The sequence below is a fragment of the Streptomyces sp. NPDC056128 genome, assembly GCF_042263835.1.
Taxonomy (GTDB): Bacteria; Actinomycetota; Actinomycetes; order Streptomycetales; family Streptomycetaceae; genus Streptomyces.
The window spans coordinates 495,348-506,424 of sequence record NZ_JBHJVQ010000001.1; the positions used below are offsets into that span (position 1 = coordinate 495,348).

At 74.2% G+C, this 11,077-nt stretch carries 14 protein-coding genes; 11 read left to right on the top strand and 3 right to left on the bottom strand.

Features of this window, described 5'->3' with window-relative positions; all coding sequences use genetic code 11:
• The first annotated feature begins 9 nt into the window (after window positions 1-9).
• From ACFC1X_RS02230 to hypE, 11 genes are all read left to right on the top strand, one after another.
• Window positions 10-618 carry a DUF5947 family protein gene (locus ACFC1X_RS02230; protein ID WP_376348517.1) on the top strand — a complete coding sequence of 203 codons (609 nt, stop codon included), beginning with the start codon at window positions 10-12 and terminating at the stop codon, window positions 616-618.
• The gene (locus ACFC1X_RS02235; RefSeq protein WP_376347995.1) at window positions 615-1,253 is read left to right on the top strand and encodes a DUF6084 family protein; all 639 of its coding nucleotides are present in this window, start codon (window positions 615-617) and stop codon (window positions 1,251-1,253) included. Before ACFC1X_RS02230 ends, ACFC1X_RS02235 begins: the two co-directional genes overlap by 4 nt.
• On the top strand, window positions 1,250-2,713 hold the full coding sequence (locus ACFC1X_RS02240) for a hypothetical protein (RefSeq protein ID WP_376347997.1): 1,464 nt from the start codon (window positions 1,250-1,252) through the stop codon (window positions 2,711-2,713). Before ACFC1X_RS02235 ends, ACFC1X_RS02240 begins: the two co-directional genes overlap by 4 nt.
• On the top strand, window positions 2,710-3,219 hold the full coding sequence (locus tag ACFC1X_RS02245; protein ID WP_376347999.1) for a hydrogenase maturation protease: 510 nt from the start codon (window positions 2,710-2,712) through the stop codon (window positions 3,217-3,219). The genes ACFC1X_RS02240 and ACFC1X_RS02245 overlap by 4 nt, the downstream gene beginning before the upstream one ends.
• Before the next feature lie 45 nt (window positions 3,220-3,264).
• The gene (locus tag ACFC1X_RS02250; RefSeq protein WP_373463032.1) at window positions 3,265-3,381 is read left to right on the top strand and encodes a DUF6893 family small protein; all 117 of its coding nucleotides are present in this window, start codon (window positions 3,265-3,267) and stop codon (window positions 3,379-3,381) included.
• Window positions 3,382-3,526: 145 nt separating this feature from the next.
• A complete protein-coding gene (locus tag ACFC1X_RS02255; protein WP_376348519.1) occupies window positions 3,527-3,919 on the top strand; it encodes a hydrogenase maturation nickel metallochaperone HypA in 393 nt (130 codons plus the stop codon).
• A gap of 2 nt (window positions 3,920-3,921) precedes the next feature.
• A complete protein-coding gene (gene hypB, locus ACFC1X_RS02260) occupies window positions 3,922-4,617 on the top strand; it encodes a hydrogenase nickel incorporation protein HypB (protein ID WP_376348001.1) in 696 nt (231 codons plus the stop codon).
• On the top strand, window positions 4,614-7,037 hold the full coding sequence (gene hypF / locus ACFC1X_RS02265) for a carbamoyltransferase HypF (protein WP_376348002.1): 2,424 nt from the start codon (window positions 4,614-4,616) through the stop codon (window positions 7,035-7,037). Before hypB ends, hypF begins: the two co-directional genes overlap by 4 nt.
• A 10-nt stretch (window positions 7,038-7,047) precedes the next feature.
• A complete protein-coding gene (locus tag ACFC1X_RS02270; RefSeq protein WP_376348004.1) occupies window positions 7,048-7,377 on the top strand; it encodes a HypC/HybG/HupF family hydrogenase formation chaperone in 330 nt (109 codons plus the stop codon).
• Window positions 7,374-8,510, top strand: coding sequence for a hydrogenase formation protein HypD (gene hypD / locus ACFC1X_RS02275; RefSeq protein ID WP_376348005.1), 1,137 nt, complete (start codon window positions 7,374-7,376; stop codon window positions 8,508-8,510). The genes ACFC1X_RS02270 and hypD overlap by 4 nt, the downstream gene beginning before the upstream one ends.
• Window positions 8,503-9,570 carry a hydrogenase expression/formation protein HypE gene (hypE, locus tag ACFC1X_RS02280; protein WP_376348007.1) on the top strand — a complete coding sequence of 356 codons (1,068 nt, stop codon included), beginning with the start codon at window positions 8,503-8,505 and terminating at the stop codon, window positions 9,568-9,570. Before hypD ends, hypE begins: the two co-directional genes overlap by 8 nt.
• Before the next feature lie 34 nt (window positions 9,571-9,604).
• Here hypE and ACFC1X_RS02285 read toward each other — a convergent pair whose 3' ends face one another.
• The 3 genes from ACFC1X_RS02285 to fdhD all read right to left on the bottom strand — a co-directional run bounded on the left by ACFC1X_RS02285 (window position 9,605) and on the right by fdhD (window position 11,074).
• Window positions 9,605-9,835 (bottom strand): hypothetical protein, encoded by a 231-nt coding sequence (locus ACFC1X_RS02285; RefSeq protein WP_376348009.1) that lies wholly within the window; start codon window positions 9,833-9,835, stop codon window positions 9,605-9,607.
• Window positions 9,819-10,046 (bottom strand): DUF6400 family protein, encoded by a 228-nt coding sequence (locus ACFC1X_RS02290; RefSeq protein WP_125490636.1) that lies wholly within the window; start codon window positions 10,044-10,046, stop codon window positions 9,819-9,821. The genes ACFC1X_RS02285 and ACFC1X_RS02290 overlap by 17 nt, the downstream gene beginning before the upstream one ends.
• Before the next feature lie 179 nt (window positions 10,047-10,225).
• Window positions 10,226-11,074: a formate dehydrogenase accessory sulfurtransferase FdhD gene (gene fdhD, locus ACFC1X_RS02295; protein WP_376348011.1), complete on the bottom strand. Its 849-nt coding sequence runs from the start codon at window positions 11,072-11,074 to the stop codon at window positions 10,226-10,228.
• Between the last annotated feature and the right edge of the window lie 3 nt (window positions 11,075-11,077).

Consider the following 11,077-nt stretch of genomic DNA (forward strand, 5'->3'; position numbering starts at 1 on the left):
CCCCGCGGACTGCGCCGGTTCACGGCGCCCCGCCCGCCCCGGGAGGAGCGGTGCGAGCTGTGCGCGCTGCCGTTGGCCGACACCCGGCACCGGCATCTGGTCGACACCGAGAAGCGGGCGCTGGCCTGTGCCTGCGACCCCTGCGCCCAGTTGCTGGACCGCTCCGGCGGGACCACCGGCCGCTTCCGTACGGTCCCCGGACGCTACCTGAGCGACCCCGGGCACCAAGTCGACGAGCAGGCGTGGGAACGCCTGCGCATCCCCGTCTCCGTCGCCTTCTTCTTCCGCAACTCCGCGCTGGACCGGCTGGTCGCCCTCTACCCCAGCCCGGCCGGCGCGACCGAGAGCGAACTGGAGCCGGAGTCCTGGCAGTCGGTGCTCGCCGCCTCCTCCCTGGCCGGCCTCCTCGAACCCGACGTGGAGGCGCTGCTGCTGCGCAAACACCAGGACCGCGTCGAGTGCTACCTGGTCCCCGTCGACATCTGCTACGAGCTGGTGGGCCGCATGCGGCTGCGGTGGCAGGGCTTCGACGGGGGCGCGGAGGCGCGTGCCGACCTGGAGGCCTTCTTCACCCACGTCCGCGAGCGGGCCCGCGACCACCGAGGGGACCGCCCGTGACCGCGTTCGACTTCACCTGCACCGGGGTGCGCGCCGACCCATACGCCGCGGGTCCCACGCTCGTCTTCCGGCTGCGGGTCACCGCGTCCCCCGGCACCCGCGTGCACGCGCTGGCGCTGCGCTGCCAGATCCGCATCGAGCCGGCCCGCCGCGGCTACGGCGACGGCGAGGCCCGGGCCCTGGGCGACCTCTTCGGCGAGCGCTCCCGCTGGGGCAGCAGCCTCAACCCCGTGCAGTTCGCCCAAGTACCGGTGATGGTCCAGGGGTTCACCGGCGAGACCGAGACCGACCTGGTGGTGCCCTGCACCTACGACATGGACATCGCCTCCACCCGCTACTTCAACGCCCTGGAGGAGGGCGAGGTGCCCCTGCTGATGCTGTTCTCCGGCACCGCCTTCACCGGGGCCCGCGGCTTCCACGTCGAACCCGTCCCCTGGGACAAGGAGGCCGCGTTCCGGATGCCGGTGAAGACCTGGCGGGAGATGGTCGAGCAGCACTTCCCCGGCTCCGGCTGGCTGCGCCTGCCCCGGGACGCCATGGACGCGCTGCTCGACTACCGGTCGCGGCAGGCGCTGCCCTCCTGGGAAGCCACCGTCGACCAGCTCCTGCGGGCGGCGGGGGAGAGGACACCGTGACCACGACCACGTTCACCTCCGCGACCGAGACCCGGCTGGCCGTCGCCCGCCAGGTCGCCGACGCCGTGCTGTTCGAGGGGTACGTGCTCTACCCCTACCGCGCCTCGGCCGCCAAGAACCGGCTGCGCTGGCAGTTCGGCGTCCTCGTACCCCCGGCCTGGACCTCGGCCGCCGAGGAGCACGACTTCCAGCACACCGAGCTGCTGATGGAACCCCGCAAGGGCGCGAGCCTCGCCGTCGAGGTGCGGTTCCTGCACGCCGGGCGGCGCACCGTCCAGCGGGCCCTGCCGGACGGCGGCTTCGAGACCGTACCCGAACTGCGCCTGGACGACCGGGTCCTGGTCCCCTGGGACGAGGGGCACGAGGAACAGGTCCGGCTCACCGTCGCCGTGGACGCGCTCGCGGGCGCCGGAGTCGTCGTCCCCGTCACCCGGCCGGCCGGAGAGGAGACCGAGCCGGTGACCGACGCCGCCGGGCGGACCGTGGGCCGGCTGCTGCGCCGCCGCGAGGAGATCAGCGCCCGGCTGCGCCTGTCGGCGGACGACCTGGACGGCCCGTACACCACCCAGCGCCTCCGCGTGGTCCTGGAAAACACCAGCGACTGGGCGCCGGACGAGGACACCACCCGCGACACCGCCCTGGCCAGGTCCCTGGTCGCCGCCCACACGCTGCTGAGCCTGGACGCCGGACGCTTCCTGTCGCTGACGGACCCGCCGGAGTGGGCCAAGGGCGCCGTCGCCCAGTGCCGCAACCTGCAGACCTGGCCCGTACTCGCGGGCGAACCCGGCACCGCCGACCTGGTGCTGTCCTCACCGATCATCCTGGAGGACCACCCGGCCATCGCCCCCGAGAGCCCCGGGGCCCTGTACGACGCCACGGAGATCGACGAGATCCTCGCCCTGCGCACCGCCGCCCTCACCGACGAGGAGAAGCGCGAGGCCCGCGGCACCGACGACCGGGCCGCCGCGGTGATCGACCTCGCCGACTCCATGCCCGCCGAGGTGCTGGAACGGCTGCACGGAGCGGTCCGCGGGCTGCGCGAGATCACGACCCCCGGCGCGCCCCCGCCGCCCGACGGTGTACCGGTGTTCGGCGGGCCCCCGCCCGATCCGAGCGCCGCGGGGCCGGGCGGCGTACGGCCCGACACCCCCTGGTGGGACCCGGGCGCCGACGACTCCGTGGACCCGGCCACCGACCACGTCCTCGTCGACGGCCACCACGTGCGGGCCGGCAGCCGCGTCGTACTGCGGCCCCGGCTGCGGCACACCGACGCCCAGGACCTGTTCCTCAGCGGGCGGCGTGCCCTGGTGGAGGCCGTCCTCCACGACGTCGACGGGGGCGTGCACATCGCGGTCACCGTCGAGGACGACCCCGGCGCCGACATCCGCCGGGAACAGGGCCGCTACCTCTACTTCCAGCCCGACGAGGTGGACGTCGCGGACACCGAGGAGGCCGTATGACCACCGGCACCGGACCCGCCCGCCCCCGCACCCTGGTCGCCGGGGTGGGCAACATCTTCCTCGGCGACGACGGCTTCGGCGTCGAGGCGGCCCGCGTCCTGGCCCGCCAGGACCTCCCCGACGGCGTCGAGGTCACCGACATCGGCATCCGCGGCGTCCACCTCGCCTACCAGCTCCTCGACGGGTACGACACGCTCATCCTGCTCGACGCGACCGCGCGGGGCGGCGAGCCGGGCACGCTGTACGTGATCGACGCCTCGGGCGCCCGCCGGGCACCCGACGCTCCCGCCCTGGACGGCCACCGGATGTCGCCCGATGCCGTACTGGCCCTGCTGGACACCCTGTGCGCGGGCACCGGCGCGCGGCCGCCGCGCCGGACCCTGGTCGTCGGCTGCGAACCGCAGACCGTCGAGGAGGGCATCGGCCTCAGCCCGCGGGTCGCCGCGGCCGTGCCCGAGGCGGCGCGGATGACCGGCGAACTGATCCGCGACACCGCGGTCGTCTGACGCGCCGCCGCACGAAGCCCCCCGGAACCGAGAACGGAGAACCCCATGAACAAGCGTTTCGTCGGCGGTGCCGCCGCCTCCCTCACCGCGACCGCCCTGGCGGTGGCCGTCGCGAGCTTCTGGCCCGACGTCCGGCGGTACCTGCGCATCCGCAGGATGTGACGCCGCCCGGCAGCACCTGCACCGAACGGGCTACGCGTCCGTTCCGCCCCGGCGCGCCGGTCGGTCCGGCACCGGCGAGCCTCCTCTAATGAGCGGCGCAACCAATGAGCGGCGCCGGTCATCCCCCGCCCAGGACGGAGTGGCGATGCACGAGATGTCCGTCGCGATGTCCGTCGTGGACCAGGTCGAACAGGCCGCGCACGCCCGCGGCGCCCACGGGGTGCGACAGGTGAGCGTCGACATCGGCGAACTGGCCGGAGTGGTCCCCGACGCGCTCGCCTTCTGCTTCGAACTCGCCTGTGCCGGCACGGTCCTGGAGGGCTGCGAACTCCGCACCCGGACCATCCCCGGCCGGGCGGGCTGCACCCCCTGCGCGCGGACCTGGGACACGGGAATGCCCCCGGACCTGGTGTGCGCCCACTGCCGCGGGGCCGCCACCGAGCTGCTGTCGGGCCGCGAACTGACCATCACCGAGGTGGGCTGGGCGGACGGGACACCCGTCACCACCACCCCCGTAACGCACCCCGAGGAGAACTGACGATGTGCCGCACAGTCGACCTCCGGCAGGCCGTGCTCGCCAAGAACACGATGGCGGCCGGCATCCTGCGCACCGAACTCACCGCCCGGGGCACGACGGTGATCAACCTCCTGTCCAGCCCGGGCAGCGGGAAGACGGCCCTGCTGGAGCGTGAGCTGCGGCTGGCCCGGGAGCGCGGCGTCGCCGTCGCGGCCCTCACCGCGGACCTCGCCACCGAGAACGACGCCAACCGCCTGGCCCGGGCCGGCGTACCGGTCAAGCAGGTGCTCACCGACGGGCTGTGCCACCTGGAGGCGGACATGCTCGCCGGGCACCTGCACGACTGGCTGCCCGAGGACACCCGCCTGCTCTTCGTGGAGAACGTGGGCAACCTCGTCTGCCCCGCCTCCTACGACCTGGGCGAGTCCCTGCGAGTCGTCCTCGCCTCCGTCACCGAGGGCGAGGACAAGCCGCTCAAGTACCCCACCGCGTTCGGCCTCGCCCAGCTCGTCATCGTCACCAAGTCCGACCTGGCCGGACCGGCCGAGTTCGACGAGGCCGCCTTCCGAGCCAACGTGCAGCAGGTCAACCCCGGTGTCGACGTCGTCCTCAGCTCCGTGCGCACCGGTGAGGGCGCCGGTGTGCTCGTCGACCGGGCGCTCGCCGCGGCCGGCGGAGACGCGGTCCACGCCCCGGTGATGGACCGGGCACAGGTGTGAGCACCACGCCCGGCACCGGCGCACCACCGAAGGGGGACCCACCGGCACGGCGGGCCCGTGTCGTCGTACGCGGCGTGGTGCAGGGCGTGGGCTTCCGCCCGTTCGTGTACGGGCTCGCCACGGACCTGCGGCTGGCCGGGCACGTGACCAACACCGGTGACGGCGTCCTGGTGGAGGTCGAGGGGCCGACGGGGGACGTCGACCTCTTCTGCGCCAGGCTCGCACCCGGCGCACCGCCCCTCGCGGTGGTCGACTCGGTGGAGACGACCGAGGTACCCGCCACCGAGGAACGCGGGTTCAGCATCGTCCCCTCCGGCGCCGGCGGCCGGGTCCGCACCCTCGTGGCACCCGACACCGCGACCTGCCGCGACTGCCTGGCCGAACTCGCCGACCCCGCCGACCGGCGCCACCGCCACCCCTTCATCACCTGCACGCACTGCGGGCCGCGCTTCACCATCGTCACCGGCCTGCCCTACGACCGTGCGCAGACGACGATGGCGGGCTTCCCCCTGTGCGCCGACTGCGACCGCGAGTACCGGGATCCCGCCGACCGCCGCTTCCACGCACAGCCCGTGGCCTGTCCCGCGTGCGGACCACGGCTGCGGCTCGTCACGGCGGACGGCCGGGACGCCGTCGCCCCGGACGGCTCGGCATCCGGGGCCGACCCCGTCGCCGCGGCTCGCGCGCTGCTCTCCGCCGGTGCCGTCCTCGCGGTGAAGGGCATCGGCGGCTACCACCTCGCCTGCGACGCCACCCGCCCGGAGGCGGTCGCCGAGCTGCGCCGCCGCAAGGCCCGGGGCGCCAAGCCGTTCGCGGTGATGGCCCGGGACGTCCCGGACATCGAACACCTCGTGCACCTCGGCCCGGTGGAACGGCAGTTGCTCACCGGCGCGGTCCGCCCCGTGGTCCTGATGCGGCGGCGTACGGATGTCCGTCCCGCACCGGGCGCCCCGCTGCCCGCCGACGGTGTCGCGCCGGGCAGCCCCGACCTCGGCGTCATGCTGCCGTACACGCCCGTGCACCATCTGCTGCTCGGGACGACCGACCCGGACGGCCCGGGCGACGCGCCGCGGCTGCTGGTGATGACGAGCGGCAACCTCTCCGGAGAACCCATCGTCACCGACGACGACGAGGCCCTGGAGCGGCTGGCCGGGCTGGCCGACGCCTGGCTCACCCACGACCGCGCGATCCACGTGCCGTGCGACGACTCCGTCGTCCGCGTCTGCGACGGCGAGCCGCTGGTCCTGCGCCGCTCCCGCGGCTACGCCCCGCTGCCGGTGACGCTGCCCGTCCCGGTGGCCCCGGCGCTCGCCGTCGGCGGCGACCTGAAGAACGTCTTCTGCCTCGGGCAGGGCGACCGAGCCTGGCTCTCCGCCCACATCGGCGACATGGACGACCTGTCCACCCAGCGGGCGCTCGGCCGGGCGGCACGGCAACTGGAGTCGGTCACCGGCGTCCGCCCGGAGGTGCTGGTCACCGACACGCATCCGGCGTACCGGTCGGCGTCCTGGGCGCGACGGCACGCCGGGGGCCGCCCGGTGCTCCGGGTCCAGCACCACCACGCGCACATCGCCTCGGTCCTGGCCGAGCACGGTGTGCCCGAGGGGGAGAGGGTGATCGGCGTCGCCTTCGACGGCACCGGGCACGGGGACGACGGCGCCGTGTGGGGCGGCGAGTTCCTGCTCGCGGGGTACGACGGCTTCCGCCGCTTCGCGCACCTCGCCCACGTGCCGCTGCCCGGGGGCGACGCGGCGGTACGACGTCCCTACCGCATGGCGCTGGCGCACCTGCACGCGGCGGGCCTCGCCGCCGGACCCGGCCTGCCGTGCACCGCGGCCTGCCCGCCCGATGAACTCGTACTGCTGCAACAGCAGTTGAAGACCGGGCTGAACTGCGTGCCGACCTCCAGCATGGGCCGGCTCTTCGACGCCGTCTCGTCACTGGCCGGTGTCTGCCACCACGCCGGCTACGAGGCGCAGGCCGCCATCGAGCTGGAGGCGGCGGCCGTCCTCGCCGGGGACGACACCGGCGAGGACCCGCGCCACACCTTCCACCTGACGGCCGGCCGCAGGCGGGACGACGGCACCCCGCTCCTCGCCGACCCCGCGCCCCTGCTGGCCGCCGTGGTGGAGGACGTACGACGGGGCACCCCCGCGGCCGTCGTCGCGGCCCGGTTCCACCACGCCGTCGCCCGCCTGGTGCGGACGGTGTGCGCGGCGGCCCGCGAGGAGACCGGCCTGCGGACGGTGGCCCTGACCGGCGGAGTCTTCGCCAACACGGTGCTCTCCTCCGCCTGCGCCCGCGGCCTGCGCGCCGACGGATTCACCGTGCTGCGCCATCGGGAGATCCCGCCCAACGACGGCGGACTGGCGCTCGGCCAGCTCGTCGTGGCCGCCCGCGCGGCAGCTCTCAACCAGTGAGGAGACAGACATGTGCCTGGCGGTACCCGGCAGAGTGCTGGGCGTCGAGGACAGGGACGGCACCCGCATGGCCACCGTCGATTTCGGCGGCGTGGTCAAGGAGGTGTGCCTGGAGTACCTGCCCGACCTGAAGGTCGGCGAGTACACCATCGTCCATGTCGGCTTCGCCCTCCAACGGCTCGACGAGGAGTCGGCCCGCAGGACACTGGAGCTGTTCGAGAACCTCGGGATGCTCCAGGAGGAGTTCGGCGACCCCTGGGAACAGGCCGAGCAGGCCGCCCGGTCCGGGCAGTCCGGCCCGGCGGACGGCGACGGCCTCGCCGAGGAGGTGCGGCGGTGAAGTACATCGACGAGTTCCAGGACCCGGAGCTGGCGGCCCGCCTCCTCGACGACATCAGGGCCACGGTGACCAGGCCGTGGGCGCTGATGGAGGTGTGCGGCGGCCAGACGCACACCATCATCCGGCACGGCATCGACCAACTGCTCCCCGATGAGATCGAGTTGATCCACGGGCCGGGCTGTCCGGTGTGCGTCACCCCGCTGGAGGTCATCGACAAGGCCCTGGAGATCGCCTCCCGGCCCGGGGTGATCTTCTGCTCGTTCGGCGACATGCTCCGCGTGCCGGGCACCGGCCGTGACCTGTTCCAGGTCCGGAGCGCGGGCGGCGACGTCCGCGTCGTCTACTCCCCGCTCGACGCCCTGCGGATCGCCGAGGAGAACCCCGACCGCGAGGTCGTGTTCTTCGGCATCGGCTTCGAGACGACCGCCCCGCCCAACGCCATGACGGTCCATCAGGCGCGCAGGCGCGGCATCCGCAACTTCAGCCTGCTCGTCTCCCACGTGCGCGTCCCGCCCGCTATCGAGGCGGTCATGCAGTCGCCGGACTGCCGGGTGCAGGGCTTCCTGGCCGCCGGACACGTGTGCAGCGTGATGGGCACCGAGGAGTACCCGGCGCTCGCCGAACGGTTCGAGGTGCCCATCGTGGTGACCGGCTTCGAACCGCTCGACATCCTGGAAGGCGTACGCCGCACGGTGCGCCAGCTGGAACGGGGCGAGCACACCGTCGAGAACGCCTACCCGCGCGCGGTGCGGCCCGAGGGCAACCCGGCCGCGCTGGCGATGCTGGCCGACGTCTTCGAGGTCACCGACCGCGCCTGGCGAGGCATCGGGACCATCCCGGACAGCGGCTGGCGGCTCTCCGCCCGCTACCGGGACCACGACGCCGAACACCGCTTCCAGGTCGGCGACATCGCCACCCGCGAGCCCGCCGAGTGCCGCAGCGGAGAGGTCCTGCAGGGCCTGCTCAAACCCCACGAGTGCGAGGTCTTCGGCACCACCTGCACCCCGCGCACGCCCCTCGGAGCCACCATGGTCTCCAGCGAGGGCGCCTGCGCGGCCTACTACCTGTACCGGCGGCTGGAACTGCCGGCCCGTCCGGCCGCCACGAGCCTGGAGGACAGCGCCGTTGTCTGACACCACCGCAGCACCGGACATGCTCTCCTGGACCTGCCCGGCGCCCCTGCGGGACCGGCCGCGCGTGGTGATGGGCCACGGCGGGGGCGGCGCCCTGTCCGCCGAGCTGATCGAGCAGGTCGTCGTCCCGGCGCTCGCCGGTCCCGCGCCGGCGCCGCTGACCGACTCGGCCGTGGTCGAGCTGGGCGGGGCGCGGCTCGCCTTCTCCACCGACACCTTCGTGGTGCGGCCGCTGTTCTTCCCCGGCGGCAGCATCGGCGACCTCGCCGTCAACGGCACGGTCAACGACCTCGCCATGAGCGGTGCCCGTGCCGCCTACCTCTCCTGCGGGCTGATCCTGGAGGAGGGCGTCCCGATCGACACGGTCGCCAAGGTGTCCGAGGCGCTCGGGGCCGCCGCCCGCGCGGCCGGGGTCCGGGTCGTCACGGGCGACACCAAGGTCGTGGAGGCCGGTCACGGCGACGGCGTCTACGTCAACACCTCCGGCATCGGCCTGGTGCCCGACGGCGTCGACCTGCACCCGCGGCGGGTCGTGCCGGGCGATGTCGTGCTGGTCAGCGGCGCCATCGGGGTGCACGGTGTGGCCATCCTGAGCGAGCGGGAGAACCTGCGGTTCGAGACGGACGTCGAGAGCGACTGCGCGGCGCTGGGCGGGCTGGTCGAGGCCATGCTCGCGGTCTGCCCCGACCTGCACGCGCTGCGCGACCCGACCCGCGGCGGTCTGGCCGCCTCGCTCAACGAGATCGCCGCGGCCGCCGGGTGCGGGATCGCCGTCCAGGAGCGCGCGGTGCCGGTGCCGGCGCCCGTCGCAGGGGCGTGCGCCATGCTGGGCCTCGACCCGATGTACGTGGCCAACGAGGGCAAGCTCGTCGCCTTCGTCCCACGCGACCACGCCGACGCGGTCCTCGCCGCGATGCGGGCCCATCCGCTGGGCGCCGAGGCGGCTGTGGTCGGCGAGGTGGTCGCGGACCACCCCGGCATGGTCGTCGCCCGGACCGGGCTCGGCGGCACCCGGGTGGTGGACATGCCGCTCGGGGAGCAACTGCCGCGGATCTGCTGACCGGTCCCCGCGAGGGGCGGGCCGGGGCGCCGGGTCAGCCGGACCGGCCGCGCCTTCCGGGGCGGGTGTCCAGGGTCCAGGTGTGGGTGCAGCCCGGGCACTGGAGGTGGACGCGCGGTCCTTCGTTGGCTATGAGGTAGCGCCAGTGCGCCGGGCAGTTCTGCCGCGCGGCGCACGTCCCGCAGTCGCGGGCGTCGTCGCAGCCGGGGCAGGGGACCCAGGCGCGGCGGGCCCGGTCGGCCTGCGGATCAATGGGGAGACGCATCGCCCCGGTCCGCTTCCGGCAGCACACCGGCCGCCACGAGCATCGCGTACGTCCGCTCCTGCTCCGCGTCCAGCCCGGAGTAGAGCAGGGCGTGCGCCTCCTGCTCCGAACGCAGCGCGGCGACGGGGTCCCAGTCGGGACCGAGCGCCGCCACCACCTCGGCACGCCTGCGGGCCTCCTCGAGGGAGAGGTCGAGCACGAAGTCAGTCATGGAACGCGGCTTTCGCGGGGGAACGTACTGGTCCAGCCACTCCTACCAGAGCGTGAGGCCGTGGGGAAAGGCGATGTGACCGACGCCATCCAGACCGACGCCATCCACGGCGGGGCCCCGCGGCGCAGGGGGCGCTCCCCGCCGGCCGGGGCCCCGCCGCCGTGCCGCGGGGAGCAGGGTCAGCCCTGGGCGGCCGCGGCCCGCAGGGCCACGCGGTCCTCGCCCGCGTACACGTTCATGGAGCTGCCGCGCAGGAACCCGACCAGCGTCAGCCCCGTCTCGGCGGCCAGGTCCACCGCGAGCGAGGACGGTGCCGACACCGCGGCCAGCACCGGGATGCCCGCCATCACGGCCTTCTGCGCCAGCTCGAAGGAGGCCCGGCCGGACACCAGCAGCACGGAGCGGGACAGCGGCAGGTCCCCGTTCTGCAGGGCGCGGCCGACCAGCTTGTCGACCGCGTTGTGCCGGCCCACGTCCTCCCGTACGTCGACCAGCTCCCCGTCCTCGGTGAACAGGGCCGCCGCGTGCAGTCCGCCGGTCCGGTCGAAGACCCGCTGGGACGCGCGCAGCCGGTCGGGCAGGTCCGCCAGCAGCTCCGGGGTGACCAGGACCGGGGGAGTGTCGGCGATGGGCCAGCGGGCCGTCGTCCGCACCGCGTCCAGGCTCGCCTTGCCGCACAGCCCGCAGGACGAGGTCGTGTAGACGTTCCGCTCCAGGGTGATGTCGGGAATCGATACGCCCGGCGAGGTCCGCACGTCGACCACGTTGTACGTGTTCGAGCCGTCGACCGTCGCGCCGGCGCAGTACACGATGTTCTGGAGATCGCCCCGCTCGGCGAGGACGCCCTCGCTGACCAGGAAACCGGCCGCCAGCGCGAAGTCGTCGCCGGGGGTGCGCATCGTGATCGCCAGCGGCTTGCCGTTCAGCCGGATCTCCAGCGGTTCCTCGGCGACGAGCGTGTCCGGGCGGGTGGAGACCGCGCCGTCCCGTACGCGGATCACCTTGCGTCGTTCCGTGACTCGTCCCATTCC